The sequence below is a fragment of the Bacillus cereus group sp. MYBK216-1 genome (genome assembly GCF_051916495.1).
Lineage (GTDB): Bacteria > Bacillota > Bacilli > Bacillales > Bacillaceae_G > Bacillus_A > Bacillus_A thuringiensis_K.
The window spans coordinates 439365-457063 of sequence record NZ_JBQAGT010000004.1 but is presented as its reverse complement, the minus strand read 5'-3'; the positions used below and the strand labels follow the sequence as shown (position 1 = coordinate 457063).

The window sequence follows — 17699 nt, the reverse complement described above, 5'->3', positions numbered from 1 at the left end:
TTATAATATTATTGTAAATATTTTTACTTTTCTGCATTCAACGAGACAAGAAAAGGATGTGATGTAATGGGATTCCCAAAAGTTGAGCGCTTGCTCATCAATTATAAAACGTTAGATGAATTCAAAAAATTTAAAGGGTGCGGAGCCCAGGAACTATCTATGCTGGAAGAATTACAAGCAAACATTATTGAAAACGACAGTGAATCTCCATTTTACGGTATTTATTACGGTGGATCACTAATTGCACGTATGAGTCTATATATGAAAAGAAATGGCGGAGAACCATTCGAAATTACAGGTTCCTACCTCGAACTTTATAAACTTGAAGTATTACCAACTTTTCAAAAACAAGGATTCGGGCAAATGCTTGTAAATCATGCGAAACAAATGCAATTCCCTATTAAAACGATAGCACGTATTCATTCAGCTGGTTTTTGGGATAAATTAAATTTCAACCCCGTATCAGTAACTGATGGAGATTTTTATATTTGGCATCCAGAAGCAAATTTGAATGCGGTTACAAACGAAGAATCAGCTTAAGAAATAAAAAAACAGCTGTATAACAGCTGTTTTTTTATTTCTTAAGCTTCTCTAACTTCTCATTCGAGCGAGCATTGTTTCTTTCCGCTACCATTACACTTCTTTTTTGATCGATATAATCAAGTAATGTTCTATACTCTTCTTCATATACTGATAACCGCTCCAGAAGACGCTCTCTTTCTGTTTGTAATGATTCAACTTGTTGTTGCAACACCGTTAAAGAGTTTTCATCTTTATAATTTTGCAAGAAATTAATAACATCATTCAACGTAATTGACGTAGGTTCTAACACCTTTGTCTCTTTCACTTCATAATTTTCTACTTTACGAAGTTGCTTTGCTTCCTCAATACGTTCTTTAAATTGCTTTCTTACGTAAGAATTCCATCTAAACCCACATGCTGCTGGTGTACGAGATAAATTTTTTCCCACTTCCTTAAAGGCAGAAAGTTGTGTTCCACCTTCTCGAATATGCCGGAGTACTACTTCTGCCAGAAGCAAATCTTCATCATCAGTCCAAGCATCTTGTCTTGTTGTCGCCATCTCTCTAGTCCTCCCTATGCATTTTTTATTAAGCATATGCAGTTACTAGAAAAGATAGAATACAACAACTAAAGATTAAGACAAAAAAAATAAACGCAGAAGATATCTTCTGCGTTTATTTTCCCGCAATTACTTGCTGATTACTTCTTTACCTTTGTAAGTACCGCATGCTTTACATACACGGTGAGCTAATTTCGCTTCACCACAGCTTGGGCACTCTACCATACCAGGTACTGATAATTTGAAATGCGTACGACGCTTTCTTTTTACTGTTTTAGAAGTTCTTCTAAAAGGTACAGCCATTCTTCCCACCTCCTTAAAAGAAATAGTTATTTTCATATGAAGGCCTGAACCAGTCTTCCGATTATTTGTCAAAAAACTTTGCAAGTCCTGCCAATCTTGGATCAACAGTCTTTTCTTTGTCTTCTTCCGAAATCACTTGCCAGTCTTGACCTTGCGTCGGTGCTCCACCAGAAACATCATCACTGAAAATTTGCATTGGAATCTCCAAAAGTATATTTTCCTTGATTACGGGCAGTAAGTCAAGTACTTCTCCTTCTAAAGAGTGAATTTCAGCTTCAGTTTCAAATTCTTCTTGTGAAGTTTGGAACACCTCAGTTGTTTTAATGTCAAATGGTAATGTCACATCTACTAAAGAGCGAGAACATGGTAAAACCATGCTTCCAGTTATATGTAGATGAAACGTAAACTTACCGGAGCCAAAATCAACTCTTCCCGTTACATGAACAGGATTAATTTCACGAATATCTTTCTCGACCTCTTTTAGCTCACTTACATCTACCATCTCATCCAATGTCAATCCTTTATTTCTCAATTTATTCAATTGATGGATGGACCATTTCATATCATATCACCTCAAGGCAACAAACAAAATTATAGCTAGCCATTTTATATTTGTCAATGTTTTTTCTTTACACTATAATGAAGTCATCATAGTAAATAATATATAGAGTATCACGTTTTTCAAAAAGATGCTACATCGAAAGGAGAGATTACCATAAAAGCTGGTGGTATTGTTGTTGAATATAACCCTTTTCATAACGGTCATCTTTATCATGTGCAACAGACAAAAAAGTTAACACAATCGGATATAATAATTGCCGTTATGAGTGGTCCTTTTTTACAGCGTGGTGAGCCCTCACTCATTTCCAAATGGTATCGCACTAAAATGGCCTTAGCAAACGGCGTAGACCTTGTTGTAGAGCTTCCATACGTCTTTGCAACACAAAAGGCTGAAACCTTCGCAAATGGTGCTATTTCCATTTTAAATGCTCTACGTGTTTCTGAAATTTGTTTCGGTAGTGAGGATGGACAAATCGAAAATTTTTATAATACCATCTCCGTACAAAAAAACGAAGAAGAGACTTTTAACTGCCTTGTAAAACAATTCATGGGCGCTGGTAATAGTTATGCAAAAGCAACATCGGATGCTTTCTCACACATTTTAACATCCGAAAAAAACATAGATATGTCACAACCAAATAATATTTTAGGCTTCCAATATATGAAAGCAATCCTGTCACAAAATAGCTCTATACAAGCTCAAACTATAAAAAGATTTGCCGCTCATTATCATGATGAAACATTTAGTGACCAACATATTGCAAGCGCGACAAGCATCCGAAAACAACTCTTTAGCGAAGAAGGATTATTTACAGCAATTGAACCTTTTCTCCCACAGGCAACCACTTCGCTTTTAGCAAATTACAAACAAAACTACGGGATATTACATAATTGGGAACAATACTTTTCATTTTTCAAATATAAACTCATGACGATGTCTCCAGGGGACTTACGACATATATATGAAATAGAAGAAGGTTTAGAGCATCGTATTTTATCAAAAATACAAAACAGTTCCTCCTTCTATTCATTCATGGAAGCATTAAAAACAAAACGTTATACATGGACTAGATTACAAAGAGCTTGTACACACATTTTAACAAACACAACAAAAGAGGAAATACGTAGCGCAAATATAGAACAACACGCACCATATATTCGCCTGCTAGGCATGTCACAAAAAGGACAAACTTATCTTTCAAAAAACAAGAAAAAAATCGAACTTCCAATCCTTACTCATACAAAAACATTTGACCATGCCGCTTTAGATATAGAGAAAAAAGCAAACTCTGTATATTTCTCCATCATGCACGAACCGTTACGCACGCAACTATTAAAACAGGATATAACACACCATCCTATTCGCTATGATGAAACATCTACAAAATTCCTATAAAAAAACCTCTCTATTTCAGAGAGGTTTTTCCTTATCCATCTTTTCTAAATATGTTAACGCATCATCCAGCGTATCTACTGGTACAATTTTCATTTTTGTTTTAATATCCTTTGCAGTCTCAAGTGCATCTTTATAGTTCGATTTCTCCGCACCTTTTTCATTTGGCGCAAAGAACACTTCAGCCCCGGCATCGCTAGCAGCCACCACTTTTTGATTTATACCACCAATCGGGCCCACTTCTCCTTTTTCATTAATTGTACCTGTTCCAGCTATTTCATGTCCTTTGGTTAAGTCTTCTTCCACAAGTTGATTATATATTTCTAATGTGAACATTAAACCTGCAGATGGTCCACCAATTTCATGAGAATTAATTTTCACTTTCGGATCGACCACTAATTCTCTTTCCGTAACGATAGAAACACCTATACCGACACGTCCATTCCCATTAGGAATCGTCTTTACATTTAAATTCTCTTTCAATTGTTTTCCATTTCTCATGTACTCAATACTTACAGCATCGCTTTCTTTTTTTCCAGTCATATATTCAATAAATTGCTCCGTCTTTTCAAAAGTTTTTCCATCAACAGCTATAATAACATCACCAAGCTTAAGCTTTCCTTCTGACGGCATTCCTTTTGCCACACCAGCAACTAATACACCTTTATTTTCAAAAGATACTGAGCGATTTGCACGTTTATATGCATTATAAATTGCTGCATTTTGTGAATCTTTCATCGCATAATTTTGGCGAAATTGATATTCTTCATCACTCTCACCTTTTTGCAATATTTCTTCCGCTTTCGAAATATGTGTATATTTATTAAACTGTGCCGCTATTAAATTCACCACATTTGCTGGTCCCATTGAAACCGTAACAAGCATAAAATCACCAGATTCTTTCGTTCCACCCTCAACTTGAACGTAAGGCTCTAATTTGGCAGCCATTCCTGGTTTTGTTACATAATACGGTAAACGTACGTAAACAAGTAACATCGCCAATATAACCCCTATTAAGATTGCATATATAAACCGAAAACGCTTAAACATTATGTTTCTCCTTCCACTGCTCAATTAATAAATAAATATTTGAAACATGTTTTTCTGCTTCTACTTCTCCAACTCGAATAATATCTTCAATGTTTGTAAAAGCACGTGAACTAAATTGCTCTACAGCTGGTCGCATCATTAAATCCGATGCAATTTGCCGATTCATTACAAGCTCATGCTGCATAATTTCAATACTTTGCATGATTACGTCATAAATGGACGTAACATCGCCATTCACCTTAATTGGAGATACATCAACAGCGATAACAATATCGGCCCCTAACTCTTTCACAACCGATACTGGGATGCGATCAATGACTCCACCATCCACTAATAATCGTCCATCTATTTTTTCTGGTACAAACACTCCAGGAACAGATATGCTAGCCCTCACCGCATCTGCAACTGGCCCACTTGTAAAAACCACTTTTTCCCCCTTCAATATGTCAGTAGCCACAACAGCCGTCGGGATATCTAACTCTTCTAAATTTTTATTATATGTAAACATTTTAATCATATCTTTGACACGTTTTCCAGCAATAAATCCCATTTTCGGTACCGTGAAATCTAAATAATACTTCCGCTTAAAAACAGATGCCAATTTATACAATCTTTCAACGTTACTACTTGCCGCATAAAACGTACCTATTAACGCCCCCATACTACTTCCTGCAATCATGTGAATAGGGATACCCGCTTCCCTTAAAACCTTTATTACACCAATATGAGCAAACCCTTTCGCTCCTCCAGACCCAAGTGCTAAACCAATCTTTGGTTCTTTCATTTTTCTCACCCTTTAATTTTTTTCATTCCTTTTTCATACTTATGGTCTAAATTCACTACGTATCCACGTATACTGAAATGAACGTTTTTTGGGACAAAGGGGGATTTACTTACATGTATGAAAAATGGAAAACCGCTTTCCTTACCATATCAACGCTATTTTTAACCTTTTCTCTTGTACTCCACCCCCAAGCCGCTTTGCAAGCTTCTATTCGCGGGTTAAATATATGGTGGGAAGTTGTATTCCCTTCACTACTACCGTTTTTCATCATTGCGGAACTTCTAATTAGTATCGGTGTTGTAAAATTTATTGGCGTTATATTAGAACCACTCATGCGCCCACTTTTTCGCGTTCCAGGGATAGGCGGATTTGTTTGGGCGATGGGAATGGCTTCTGGTTTCCCTGCAGGCGCCAAATTAAGCGCTAGACTACGAAAAAGCAATCTTTTAACTCAGATTGAAGCGGAGCGCCTCGTTTCTTTCACAAATTCTTCTAATCCACTTTTTATTTTCGGTGCTGTTTCTATCGGTTTTTTTAATAATCCGAAATTAGGAATTATATTAGCCGCTGCCCATTATTTCAGTAACTTTGCTGTCGGATTAATTATGCGTTTTCACGGCGATAATACCGCTTACAAAAATAATACACACACTACAAAAAAACGTCGTTTTCAAAACCCTTTTTTAATTCTCCACGAGACGCGCTTACAAGAAAAAAGACCAATTGGTAAATTACTTGGGGATGCTATTGTTTCTTCTATTCAAACATTACTTATGATTGGTGGATTTATTATTTTATTCTCTGTGTTAAATAAAATGATTACTGTATTCCACATTACAGCAGCTCTTTCTTTTATTATGCAATATATTTTATCATTCTTCCAACTAAGTACAGATTTTAGTATCCCTATATTATCAGGTATTTTCGAAATGACACTCGGAAGCCAAATGATTAGTCAAATAAATGAAACACCGCTCTTACAACAAGCTATGGTAACAAGCTTCATTTTAGCATTTAGCGGTCTTTCTATTCAGGCACAAATTGCTAGCATATTAGCTGAAACAGATATCCGATTTAAACCCTATTTTTTCGCACGAATTATTCAAAGTATCCTTGCCCCTATTTTTACATTTGTATTTTGGACACCGTTTTATGAGAAAGTGAGTTCTTTCTCACCTATGCCACAAGATATTCCTGTATTTTTATCCAAGCACCCTTCTATACTACATGAAATTTGGACATCTTTTATACATTACGGACCAATTTTCACATTATTTTGTCTATACTTATATGTAATTTTATTATTTTTGCGCACGTATAAAGAAAAACCCCGTTCACTTTAACGGGGTTTGAAACTTTTCTTTTAAAGCACGCTCTACAATAGGAGGTACAAGATCTACTACACTTCCTCCATACCTCGCAACTTCTTTCACAATACTCGAACTTAAAAATGAATATTGGTTGTTTGTCATAATAAAAAATGTTTCAATATTTTCATCTAATTTTCGATTCATAGAAGTAATTTGCATCTCATATTCAAAATCAGAAACTGCTCGTAAACCACGTAATATTGCATTTGCATTACGCATCTTTGCATACTCTACTAATAGCCCACTATGCGAATCTACTTTTACATTCGGGATATCCTTTGTCGCTTCTCGAATTAGTTCTAATCGCTCTTCAACTGAGAAGAATGGTTTTTTTGATGAATTGTTTAAAACGACTACGTACACTTCATCAAATACTTTTGCTCCCCTTTTAATAATATCCAGATGCCCAAGGGTAATTGGATCAAAACTTCCTGAAGAAATAGCTATACTTGTCATTCTGTCCCCTCACCTTCATACTTATAAATCGATATTGCAGTAATCCCATAATTCTCAGCTCGTACTTTTACAAGCCTACCTATTGAATTAGGTAAAACCACATCATTACCATGCTCTGCCATAATTAATCCATCACTATGCAGCAATCCATGTTGATCCATTACACTAATTAAAGATACAATTTTTTGCTCTTTATATGGAGGATCTATTAATATAAGATCGAATGACATTTCACGTTTTATTAACGCCTTTACTGCACGTTCCGCATCATTTCGATATACTTCAGCTTGTTCCTGTATTCTACAACTTTCTAAATTTTGATGAATTACTTTTATCGCTTTACTATCCCGATCAACAAAAATTGCTTTATCGATCCCTCTGCTCAAAGCTTCAATTCCAAGACCACCGCTACCACCAAATAAATCAAGGGCGATACCACCATCAAAATAAGGACCTATCATATTAAAAATAGATTCTTTTACTTTATCTGTCGTTGGACGTGTTGTATTACCAGGAACCGCTTTAAGTGGGTGTCCTTTACATTTTCCTGAAACTACTCTCATCTGTTGTCACTACCTTTATTTCAATCTATCGAGGGATTATTGAAAGCCATTTCCACTTCGGTAACCGCTAACAAACCACATTCACCTAACTATAGGAAAACTCGGCCTTAAATAACCTCTCGTTATTTATATATATTCATCTCATCATTCACTAATATGAACCCAATATGTATATTAGTTCCACTTTATCTTTTTTATCCTATCACAAAATAAAAAAAAGAAAAATAAAAAGCCCAACATAAAATTTAATTTCATTATGTATATCTTCATTTAGATTGGACATAAATAATTATAACAACATCACCTTCGATGTTGTTGCCAACCGCGGAGAAGACTTACGTTTCCCCATAAGTTCTTCCTCCGGTTTCTCCTCTCCCTTTGCCTTCTTACTAGTACATGCTAGTATAAGAAGGGCCCTGCTATGCAGGGTTTTTTTTCTTTGTGTGCTTTTCATTTAAAAAGTGAAATGGTACAGTAAAAGAAAGAGGAGGAAAAGATATGATTCAACGCTTTATAGAACTTGGAGAAGGCTACTCTGATTTATATGAATTACTTGAAATTGCCAAAACAAATCAAGAACGTATAGCACATATGTTACAATTTGAAACGATAAAAAACGATAAAAAAGTGTGTTCGCTTGTTGTAATATTAAAACCAACTACTACTGGTGATTTCCAACCATTATACATATGTCGTGAAGGCATTCCTGTATTTGAAAATAAAAAAAGTAAACGTGTCATTTTATTTGAAGAAACGGCAGAACAACTTGGGAAAAAAGTGGCTACCTTTACTGTAAAACCATCTACAACTTTCCCAGAAAAAGAACTATTTTTTAATCATTTAATTGGTATTTTACGAATGAACAATTTCATTCCTCCGATGAAATAACACGTTATTTCAAGTGAAAAATCCCCCGCTAAATTTAGCAGGGGATTTTTTCTATTAGCTATAATCGTATTCTTTTGCTCGATCAGGACGGGAATTTTCAAATTCCGTTTTTAAATACGGGCGATACGACTGTTCTATCTTTTTCACAAAAGGAAGTTTGTTCAACTTATGCATCATATGCTCAATTTGTTCCATATCACAATATACTACAGCATATTTTAATCGTTTTGATATGTAATGTATGTTACCATATTTCCTTAAAATCTTGGCATGTTTCAATGAATGTAAATAAACAATCATACTTTGTCGTTGCCCGAACATAATCTTCTCCATCTTCTCCTTTTAAAAACATATATTTTATATTCTATGAAAACCGATCAGAAATTTATAACATTACAGGACAAACTCTGTATACGTTTTCTTCCAACTTCTAAAAAACGGGGTACATCACCCCGTTTTTTTACAACCACAACCTCCGCCAGTACCACAACCTCCACCACAGCCACCAGCATCAAAGAATGGATTTCCTGTTGGCACTTTAATGGAAGCAGACACTTCCGAACCGATTGCTACACTAACTTCGTCTAATAACTTCTGCAAAGCAGTTTCTGCTCTTTTAAAAGCTGCAACCTTATCATGTAAGTCCACAGAACGCTTTAATTCTCTCATTTTCATCGAAACGGTAGTATAGTCAGGATGGTATTTTCCAAAACGCTGTACTTCCTCATACCGTTCTTTCATCGCTGTAAATTGCTGAATTAGCTTCTGAAGTTCCATATCTTCATGTAATTCTCTATAATACTTACGATAATCTTCTGCTATATCTGAACAGATAATCGCTTTTGCAAGCTGCTCTGCCTTATCTAATATTAATACGCTTTCTAGCGTCGCTACAATCATGAGAGACACCTCCGAGTATCCATCATACCACATTTAGATTAGAACTACTAATTGAAGTGACTTACTCAAAAGAAAGATATAATGAAACTATTTTTACACTATATCCGTACACACTTATACATTAATATGTTCCGCTATATTATATTTAAGAACATCCCATTTTCCACTATTTTGTTTCACATAACTAATGCACGCATTTTTTAATGGTGTCTTAAATGTAATTTCATCTGGTTCAATGGCATGTAAAATCGCTTTTATCGCGTGTGAGTGAGCAACAATAATAATACGTTTGCCAAAATGAGTTGTCGCAACATCTTCTAAAGCAGCAAAGCAACGAGCTACAATCTCTTCATCTCGCTCCATACCTTCTACTTTACCTTCAGCAATCAACTCTCTAACAGCCGCAACCGGCTTCCCTGAAGCTTCCCCAAAATTCCGTTCAACAAATCGCTCATCTAATAAAATCGATTGTAATCCAGCTGCCTTTGCAATTTCATTAGCCGTTTCTTGCGCTCTAATTAACGGGCTACTTATAATGATATCCCACGTTTCTTTTTGTAAAGCAGCTGCACTTTGACTCGCTTGCTTCTTACCAACTTCATTAAGCGGAATATCTTCTCGTCCCTGAATAATTTCTTGAAAATTCCAATCAGTTTGTCCATGTCGTACTAAACAAATTTCCGTCATGCTGCAACTCCTTTTTAAATAATCAATCTCTATTGTAACAAAAGTTCTGCATGACGGACATATTTTTCACTTCCAATTAGGTTGCATTTTGTTGCTTCATATACTGAAACATATCAATCATAATCGAAGCAACGGCCAATTGATTTTGAAACTTTTCCACTTTATCTGGTATTGTTTTTTTGAAATGTTGCATCGCCGCTAACTCAAAAGCCTCTTTTTCTTCAGGATTTCGTGTTAATTTTCTATACCAGTATGGTTGTTCTCTAATATAGCGAGATAAATCCTCATCAGCCTTTATAAACTCCATAATTTCTGCTCTCATCATCTTTCCCCCTAATCCTTTTGAAAGAAAAACGGGTTATTTTCTGAAGTACTTTGCTCTTGCTGCGTACGGTTACCTTGAAATTGCTGAATAACTTGTTGCACGCTCCCAATTGCACTCGTCACATTAGCTAAATGGTTCTGCATTTGTTCCACGTCCAACTTTTTAAAAAAAGAAAGCATTTGCCCCATCACATCAGCAGTTTTTTCCTCTTCAGTTCGATTATCTTTTTCTTTTTTATTTTCTTTTACCGAAGAAAACGCAGGCGCTCCATCCGGTCTATACGTTGCCCATATTGGGTCCTCTTCACCAAGTAAGTACCATTCTTCATAAAATTGTTGCCATGTTTTGTGACCACTTCTAACCTCATGAACCATTTTAGGGTGATGGTTTACAAATTCTTTAAACTGTTGAACCGATGGATGTAACGGTCCTTTTGTTGTTGGCATAATCCTCACCTCTCCATGTATATCTACTATATAGTAAGAAAAAAAAGGCGCATGGTTCGCCTATTTTTAGACGATTCATGCACCTTTTTTTCTCCTATTTGCATACGGTCAGATTCCCACCTACAATTCAGTGAATACGAAGTAACTAATTTGGTGATGTAACACCCCACCGCTTACAGTTTCGCTTTATTTTCGAATAAAGTTTTGTGTATAAAATTTATCGTATACACCAACACCTAATCCTGTAAATTGTTCATTTAATAAATTCTTTCTATGCCCCTCACTATTTAACCACCCTTGCACTGCCGCAATTCCATCACTATGTTGCGCCGCTATGTTCTCACCAGCAAGTTGAAATCCTACTTTCCCGCGCTGCAAACGATCTCCTAGCGTACCTAATGTAGGTGAGTCATGAGAAAAATAATTATTGTCTTTCATATCTTTACTGTGACCAACAGCAACATCTGCTGTTTCCTGATCCCATGTTAGTAATGGTAATTTATGACGACTTCGAATGATATTTGTTAAATCAAAAATTTGTTGCATATTCCCATTTTCTACTTGTTTTATTTTTTCCGGAGTCAATGGTTGTTCTGCTATTAATTCACCTGAATAAACGAGCTGATACGGTCTTTGGCGTAATAAAGTTTCATCATCCATATAACGAACACCAACAAGCTCATGTGTAAATTGATCAAAATACAATTGCGCCCATCCATCTTCTACAGGTATTAACGGTTGTTCCATGACTTCGGTATCAGATAGCTCAAATTGATAACTATTTTTCCCTCTTTTTAATGAAATTTCATGCGAAAGCGGACTTTTTTTATATACTTCTTCATATTTTTCATTTATATAATAAGGTAGAACCTTAACTTGTTCACCAGCTGCGTACGCCGTTACAACTTTACGTTCAGAAACTCCAAATTGAACATACTGAGTTAAATCCTGGTTGTATACCCACCATTCATATCCGTATGCAGATGGCTCTATTCGAGAGGGTTCTCCCCACTTCGCTAATAAGTTTTCAGAGTCTTCACCAATCATATTTAAAACAGTATCTGGGGAGTCTTCCTTCATTTGCTTTTTCTTTTTCACAATTTTATTTTCTTGCTTTGATTGAGATGGGGTTAATATATATTGTGAAACGAGTAATTTCCCGTATAAATCAACAGCTAAAATTAAAAATGTAATCATTACGATACGCAATAATTTCTTCAAACGATATACCTCCTGAACAAAACATAAAATTGAGATATACACAAATCCATTTCTTTCTTTTTGTGTGTACCGTACTCTTTTCACTATATCATATTTTTGTGAAAAAAGTCTGGATTATCCCTTTTCTCTCAATATGAATTGCACTTTCTTATTATTCATACTATTATAAAAATAATGGTGTAACATTAAAAAAGGAGGTATTATATGCAATTTACAAATACGAAATTTAATGGAGCCGTCGTTGAATTAACTCTTTTAACTGAAATCATGGAAAACAACCACTTCGTACTTGCTGGACAGTGGGATTATGAACGGGTTACATACGATTATAAATTTGAAATATTAAAGGATGTTTATTATTTACGAGTACAAGGAGTTGCTATTGAAGGTGACATTGGCAGTAGACATGCTGAAGTAAAACTACTTCCCCCCTTATTAGGAAAACATTATTATCCTCACGGCGTTGAATATGGTGATGATGAGACTTTCCCAACGAATGTACTTCAAAAAAGCGAACAACTCCTACAAAATGTCGAAAAAGAGTTAAAAGAATTTCAAATTATTGATTAACAAAAATAAGCGCATCAATATGATGCGCTTGTTTTATTTCCCTTCCCTAAGAATGAATCGTTTTTTTTACTGGATATCCATAAATAGATCCATCTTTTACTTTAATCTCCTCTTCCCAAGGAACCTTATATTTACCTTCAGCTAAATCTTTTACAAACGTATATGGATTTTCTTTCACCCCACCAGGAGTTGCTACATATCCTCTTGAACCTAGATTATATATATTATTTTCCAATCCCCATCCTAATCTAGCTTGATCTGCTAGTTCTGGATATACTTCAGCAGTAACAATCTCCCAAGGATTTCGATGTCCCTGTACTAAAGTAGTCCCATCAAAATTACATACTTGTCCTTCACCAAAGTAATAAAATACACCATCATAACCCGCTAAGTTTACCGACAATGTATACATTAAATTCTGCCATGCATTTGAACGATTGGTTAGCATCCATTGTTCACTAACTTGTGTACTATATCCAGAAATACGAATTAAGACATTTGCACCTTTATAGGCCGCTTCACGAGCTACTTCAGGGAACATACCATCATGACAAATACAAACAGCTAATTTACTTCCTCCAGGTCCATCACAAACAGGTAAGCCTAAATCTCCAGCTTTCCAAGGCTCGACTGGCACCCAAGGATTTAGCTTACGATACTTCAAAATCATCTCACCTTGTGGATCAATAATAACTGCGGTATTATATGGCTCTCCACCATCAGGATTTTTCTCCATTATTGAAAAAACACCATATACTTTAGATTCTTTACATGCCTCAGCAAATAAGTCTGTTTCCGGCCCAGGCACTGTACATAAAAATTCTTCTGTAGTCCATTTTTTTGTATTTAGCCCTTGTGTACTATATTCAGGAAATACTATCAATTCTAATCCAGGGTAACCTGATTTGGTCGAATGAATTGTTTTTATGATTTGTTGAATTTGTTTATCAATGTCTGCACGTGACTCTACTACTGGTACTGGATATTGAATTAGTGCTGTCAAAAAAACACTAATCGGCTTTACCATACTTCCACTACTACCCATTTAAACTCCCCCTTAAAATAGTTCGTATTTATTAAATATAACAATATATATTTGTAACTCTCTAAAAAACTTGCACTACACATGGAATTATTACGCATGAAAACTAGTAGTAAATTTTATATCCACTTTTAGTACGCGCCTACACTAACTTAACATTAATAGTTAGAAAATTCAATCTTTTTAAAGTGACTAAGTAAAAAAGCGTATGGAATCCCATACACTTTTTTACTTAGTCTGTAAATATGGCGGCAATTGTTGCAACTGCTCCTTATCCTTTTCACGTTCTCTACGTGCCCATCTAAAGAATACATAACCTATAATTGTACCGTACACTATTTCCTGGACAATTTTCATTATGATACCACCAGTTTGCTGGTCTTGTACGACTGGCATCCAGTGCAGAAATTCTGGTCCCGTTATATTTAAATCAGATAAAGTACCCGCTGGTACACATAGTTCCATCGCTTTCATCCAAGCAGCCGGATCCGTATACGTTGCAAATAGAGGGGCTGTTGCAAAAATGATTAACGCACAAGCAGGCGTTAATAATATGCCGTTAGCAAACATATAACCAAGTTTCTTTATATCACTTAATGTTTGATATTCTGGTAATGGATTTAACATCGGCCACCACATCATGATTGCTGTAAAAAACAATATAGCGAGACAAATAGGATGAGCTATTTGACTTTGTTTTACTGTATCAAAAACAACTGGTAAATGATAAAAAGAAAACAGGCCGTTAAATACAAACAACGCAATAAGTGGTTTAGCAAATGCCTTTAATATAACTTGAACGAACTTAAAAGAAGTAATATAACGATATAACCAAATTGGTATACCAAGCAACAGTAACGGTGGAACCGCAATATACATGACTGCCATTTCAAACATATGAGCACTAAATATAATATGGCCAATTAAATCAATAGGCCCTCCCTTTACAAAATACAAAAGAACAATACCAGTCGTAAAATAAAAAATTTGCTTCTTACTTACCTTCGTCGCATTTTCAAATCGCATTCTATATGGCCCAATAATTAAGAAGTACCCAATAAGAATCGAAAGCATAAATAATAAAAAGATTGGACTCCATAAAGCCTGAAAACCAAATATCCACAAGTTACTCATTTTCACACCGACCTTCGTAAGGTTATCTCATAATATGAAGAGGGAGCTGTGACAACACAAGCTCCCTTATTTTTCACTTTTCAAATCCACACGATTGTCATAAAAGCTAAAATTGTAATTAACCCTATTAGCAGACCAGAGTAAAGAAAGAAACTTGCTGCTTCATGTCCTTTATGACTCATATGCATAAAATAATACAATTGAAAAATTACTTGTACCACTGCTAATAGTAAAATAAACGGTACAGAGAAAGTCGGACTAAAAGTTTTTGGATACGCCACCGCTACAAATGCAACTAATGTTAAAAAAATCATTAATGCAAACGTAATAACTTGATGCCTCATTTCCTCCGCACTTTTTCTCTTCCGATAAACAAGATCAACTTTAGGATTATTCGTTTGCTTTATCGCCATTGTTTATCCCACCATTCCCATTAAATATACTACAGTGAAAATAAACACCCAAACTACGTCAATAAAGTGCCAATAAATCGATGCAACATAAAACTTCGGTGCATTGTATAAATTTAGACCTCTCTTCGCATTTCTAAAGATTAATGTTAAAATCCAACATAACCCAAACAATACGTGGAGTCCATGTGTACCAACAAGAGCATAAAACGCAGAGCCAAAGGCACTACTTCTCATAGTATGCTTAAATTCATGTGTATAATGATAAAACTCATATATCTCAAACCCTAAAAACCCTAAACCTAGCAATACAGTTACTAGTAACCAAAGTTGCATTTTCTTAAAGTTAAAGTTTTTCATGTGATACATCGCATATACACTCGTTAAGCTACTCGTTAATAAAAGCATCGTCATAATAAAAACGAGTGGCATTTGGAACATCTCTTGAGATGTTGGTCCACCATTTGTAGAATTCTTTAACGCTAAATATGTGCCAAATAAGGAAGCGAACAACACTGTTTCGCCTCCAAGAAATAACCAAAAACCGACAAACTTATTTTTCCCTTCAAGGGTTGCTTTTTCAGGCTCTGCTGGAAATGTTTCATTCGTTAATTTTTCATCTACATGCATTATGCCTTGCCCCCCTTATCATCTAAATCTTCTTTATGAATATGATATCCATGATCATCGATTACTGAACGTAGGAACATTGCGCCAAATGTAATGATTAAACCAATAATTGCTACTAATAACCAAAACTTATCTTTTCCGCCCTGCATATACATCGCACCAAATGCCGCTATAAACAATCCGAAAGAAATGACAAATGGTGAAAACGAAGGATTTGGCATATGAATATCACCAACTGGTTCCGCTGCTGTCATCTCTTTATTACCTTCACGTTTTTCAATCCAAAACGGATCTAATCCGCGAACAAATGGTAATTGTTTAAAGTTATATTCTGGTGTCGGTGCCGGCATTGTCCATTCTAATGTACGTGCATCCCACGGATCACGACCAGCTTTTTCTTTTGATACTGTCGTTTTAATTACATTGAATAAAAGAACAATCGTTCCAAGAGCCATAAATACCGCTCCGATAGAACTAATCATATTCCCCATTTCCAACCCTTGCCCTTCAAGATATGTGTAGTAACGACGCGGCATACCAATCAAGCCAAGGAAATGCTGAATAAAGAACGTTAAATGGAAGCCGATAAAGAATAGCCAAAACGTTATCTTTCCTAATGTTTCATTTAATACTTTATTAAACATCAGTGGCCAATAATAATGAGCTCCTGCAAGTAAACCAAATACAACACCGCCAACGATTACATAATGAAAATGCGCTACTACGAAATAGTTATCATGAAATTGATAATCAGCTGGTGCAGATGCTAGCATAACCCCTGTAACTCCACCCATTACGAATGATGGAATGAAAGCTACTGCCCACATCATTGGTGTCGTGAAGCGAATACTTCCGCCCCACATTGTAAAGAGCCAGTTGAATATTTTAATACCGGTCGGAACTGCAATCGCCATTGTTGCAACTGAGAAAATAGCATTTGCAACTGGACCAAGCCCAACTGTAAACATATGGTGAGCCCATACCATAAATCCTAAAAATCCAATTAATACTGTCGCAAACACCATCGACGAATAACCGAATAATCGTTTTTTCGAAAATGTCGCGAAGATTTCCGAGAATATTCCGAAAGCTGGAAGTATAAGAATGTATACCTCTGGATGACCAAAAATCCAGAATAAATGCTCCCATATAATTGTATTCCCGCCCAGCGCTGGATTAAAGAAACTTGTTCCAAATAAGCGATCTAACATTAAAAGTCCTAATCCTACAGTTAACGGCGGAAAAGCAAATAATATAAGCGAAGATGTTACAAATGTCGTCCATGTAAACATCGGCATACGCATATACGTCATCCCTGGCGCACGCATATTAATAATGGTTACAAGGAAGTTGATACCTCCAATTAATGTACCAATACCTGAAATTTGCAAGCCAAGTACATAGAAATCAACCCCATGACCTTTAGAGGCTAAAGCTAAAGATGCATAAGATGTCCATCCTGCATCAGGTGCTCCACCTAAAAACCAACTTAAATTTAAAAATACTCCACCAAAGAAAAATAACCAAAATCCAAGTGAATTCAAAAACGGGAACGCAACATCACGTGCACCAATTTGAAGTGGTACAGCGGCGTTCATAAATGCAAACACGAGTGGCATAGCTGCGAGGAAAATCATTGTTGTACCGTGCATCGTTAATACTTGATTATAAGCATCCCCAACAAGAAAAGCGTTGTTAGGAATCGCTAATTGAAGGCGAATAAATAGAGCTTCTATTCCGCCTATTACAAAAAACAATCCACCTGCAATTAAATAGAGAATGGCAATCTTTTTATGGTCTACTGTCGTTAAATAATCCCATATGACAGCACCCATCCCCTGTTTTTTTGCTACAGAACTCACGTTTTCAACCTCCCCTTCGCGAA

At 35.7% G+C, this 17699-nt stretch carries 23 protein-coding genes; 5 read left to right on the top strand and 18 right to left on the bottom strand.

What is annotated here, in order from left to right:
• Nucleotides 1-66 precede the first annotated feature (66 nt).
• Nucleotides 67-540 (top strand): N-acetyltransferase, encoded by a 474-nt coding sequence (locus ACTFRH_RS16960; RefSeq protein ID WP_440048762.1) that lies wholly within the window; start codon nt 67-69, stop codon nt 538-540.
• A 34-nt stretch (nt 541-574) separates the two neighbouring features.
• Here the strand turns inward: ACTFRH_RS16960 and ACTFRH_RS16955 are convergent, their stop codons facing one another.
• From ACTFRH_RS16955 to ACTFRH_RS16945, 3 genes are all read right to left on the bottom strand, one after another.
• A complete protein-coding gene (locus tag ACTFRH_RS16955) occupies nt 575-1081 on the bottom strand; it encodes an RsfA family transcriptional regulator (RefSeq protein ID WP_089148356.1) in 507 nt (168 codons plus the stop codon).
• A gap of 129 nt (nt 1082-1210) precedes the next feature.
• Complete coding sequence (gene rpmF / locus ACTFRH_RS16950) at nt 1211-1384, bottom strand: 50S ribosomal protein L32 (protein ID WP_001984764.1); 174 nt, start codon at nt 1382-1384, stop codon at nt 1211-1213.
• Between the two features lie 61 nt (nt 1385-1445).
• A complete protein-coding gene (locus tag ACTFRH_RS16945) occupies nt 1446-1946 on the bottom strand; it encodes a YceD family protein (RefSeq protein ID WP_000872149.1) in 501 nt (166 codons plus the stop codon).
• Between the two features lie 213 nt (nt 1947-2159).
• Here ACTFRH_RS16945 and ACTFRH_RS16940 point away from each other — a divergent pair, with 213 nt between their 5' ends.
• Complete coding sequence (locus ACTFRH_RS16940; RefSeq protein WP_003302498.1) at nt 2160-3341, top strand: nucleotidyltransferase; 1182 nt, start codon at nt 2160-2162, stop codon at nt 3339-3341.
• 15 nt (nt 3342-3356) lie between these two features.
• Here ACTFRH_RS16940 and ACTFRH_RS16935 read toward each other — a convergent pair whose 3' ends face one another.
• Both ACTFRH_RS16935 and ACTFRH_RS16930 read right to left on the bottom strand, forming a co-directional pair.
• Nucleotides 3357-4388 carry a SepM family pheromone-processing serine protease gene (locus ACTFRH_RS16935; protein WP_000476298.1) on the bottom strand — a complete coding sequence of 344 codons (1032 nt, stop codon included), beginning with the start codon at nt 4386-4388 and terminating at the stop codon, nt 3357-3359.
• On the bottom strand, nt 4381-5172 hold the full coding sequence (locus ACTFRH_RS16930) for a patatin-like phospholipase family protein (protein WP_000662590.1): 792 nt from the start codon (nt 5170-5172) through the stop codon (nt 4381-4383). The genes ACTFRH_RS16935 and ACTFRH_RS16930 overlap by 8 nt, the downstream gene beginning before the upstream one ends.
• Nucleotides 5173-5285: 113 nt before the next feature.
• On the opposite strand from ACTFRH_RS16930, the gene ylbJ reads away from it, so the two are divergent.
• Complete coding sequence (gene ylbJ / locus ACTFRH_RS16925; protein WP_000273081.1) at nt 5286-6515, top strand: sporulation integral membrane protein YlbJ; 1230 nt, start codon at nt 5286-5288, stop codon at nt 6513-6515.
• On the opposite strand, the gene coaD is transcribed toward ylbJ, so the two are convergent.
• Together coaD and rsmD are read right to left on the bottom strand one after the other, a co-directional pair.
• The gene (gene coaD / locus ACTFRH_RS16920; protein ID WP_000200601.1) at nt 6507-6998 is read right to left on the bottom strand and encodes a pantetheine-phosphate adenylyltransferase; all 492 of its coding nucleotides are present in this window, start codon (nt 6996-6998) and stop codon (nt 6507-6509) included. The two genes, ylbJ and coaD, sit on opposite strands and share 9 nt — an antisense overlap.
• On the bottom strand, nt 6995-7561 hold the full coding sequence (gene rsmD / locus ACTFRH_RS16915; RefSeq protein WP_001266977.1) for a 16S rRNA (guanine(966)-N(2))-methyltransferase RsmD: 567 nt from the start codon (nt 7559-7561) through the stop codon (nt 6995-6997). The genes coaD and rsmD overlap by 4 nt, the downstream gene beginning before the upstream one ends.
• A 498-nt stretch (nt 7562-8059) precedes the next feature.
• On the opposite strand from rsmD, the gene ACTFRH_RS16910 reads away from it, so the two are divergent.
• Nucleotides 8060-8449: a DUF7147 family protein gene (locus tag ACTFRH_RS16910; RefSeq protein WP_000616017.1), complete on the top strand. Its 390-nt coding sequence runs from the start codon at nt 8060-8062 to the stop codon at nt 8447-8449.
• A 54-nt stretch (nt 8450-8503) separates the two neighbouring features.
• Here ACTFRH_RS16910 and ACTFRH_RS16905 read toward each other — a convergent pair whose 3' ends face one another.
• From ACTFRH_RS16905 to ACTFRH_RS16880, 6 genes are all read right to left on the bottom strand, one after another.
• A complete protein-coding gene (locus tag ACTFRH_RS16905; RefSeq protein WP_002082261.1) occupies nt 8504-8770 on the bottom strand; it encodes a YlbG family protein in 267 nt (88 codons plus the stop codon).
• A 126-nt stretch (nt 8771-8896) separates the two neighbouring features.
• A complete protein-coding gene (locus tag ACTFRH_RS16900; protein ID WP_000634363.1) occupies nt 8897-9349 on the bottom strand; it encodes a YlbF family regulator in 453 nt (150 codons plus the stop codon).
• A 114-nt stretch (nt 9350-9463) separates the two neighbouring features.
• Nucleotides 9464-10036: a histidine phosphatase family protein gene (locus tag ACTFRH_RS16895; protein WP_000134949.1), complete on the bottom strand. Its 573-nt coding sequence runs from the start codon at nt 10034-10036 to the stop codon at nt 9464-9466.
• 76 nt (nt 10037-10112) lie between these two features.
• Complete coding sequence (locus tag ACTFRH_RS16890) at nt 10113-10358, bottom strand: YlbE-like family protein (protein WP_001200990.1); 246 nt, start codon at nt 10356-10358, stop codon at nt 10113-10115.
• An 11-nt stretch (nt 10359-10369) separates the two neighbouring features.
• A complete protein-coding gene (locus tag ACTFRH_RS16885) occupies nt 10370-10807 on the bottom strand; it encodes a YlbD family protein (protein WP_001143346.1) in 438 nt (145 codons plus the stop codon).
• 186 nt (nt 10808-10993) lie between these two features.
• Entirely contained in the window at nt 10994-12028 is a 1035-nt protein-coding gene (locus ACTFRH_RS16880; RefSeq protein WP_000735380.1) for a CAP domain-containing protein, read from the bottom strand.
• Between the two features lie 204 nt (nt 12029-12232).
• On the opposite strand from ACTFRH_RS16880, the gene ACTFRH_RS16875 reads away from it, so the two are divergent.
• A complete protein-coding gene (locus tag ACTFRH_RS16875) occupies nt 12233-12598 on the top strand; it encodes a YugN family protein (RefSeq protein ID WP_001160946.1) in 366 nt (121 codons plus the stop codon).
• 46 nt (nt 12599-12644) lie between these two features.
• Here the strand turns inward: ACTFRH_RS16875 and ACTFRH_RS16870 are convergent, their stop codons facing one another.
• The 5 genes from ACTFRH_RS16870 to ctaD form a co-directional block, all read right to left on the bottom strand.
• Nucleotides 12645-13643 (bottom strand): formamidase, encoded by a 999-nt coding sequence (locus ACTFRH_RS16870; RefSeq protein WP_000535814.1) that lies wholly within the window; start codon nt 13641-13643, stop codon nt 12645-12647.
• A gap of 225 nt (nt 13644-13868) precedes the next feature.
• Nucleotides 13869-14774, bottom strand: coding sequence for a cytochrome c oxidase assembly factor CtaG (gene ctaG, locus ACTFRH_RS16865; RefSeq protein WP_000069029.1), 906 nt, complete (start codon nt 14772-14774; stop codon nt 13869-13871).
• 80 nt (nt 14775-14854) lie between these two features.
• On the bottom strand, nt 14855-15187 hold the full coding sequence (gene ctaF / locus ACTFRH_RS16860; protein WP_000985708.1) for a cytochrome c oxidase subunit IVB: 333 nt from the start codon (nt 15185-15187) through the stop codon (nt 14855-14857).
• Nucleotides 15188-15190: 3 nt separating this feature from the next.
• Nucleotides 15191-15814, bottom strand: a complete 624-nt coding sequence (gene ctaE / locus ACTFRH_RS16855) for a cytochrome c oxidase subunit III (RefSeq protein WP_000557861.1) — start codon at nt 15812-15814, stop codon at nt 15191-15193.
• On the bottom strand, nt 15814-17649 hold the full coding sequence (gene ctaD / locus ACTFRH_RS16850) for a cytochrome c oxidase subunit I (protein ID WP_153577875.1): 1836 nt from the start codon (nt 17647-17649) through the stop codon (nt 15814-15816). Before ctaD ends, ctaE begins: the two co-directional genes overlap by 1 nt.
• Between the last annotated feature and the right edge of the window lie 50 nt (nt 17650-17699).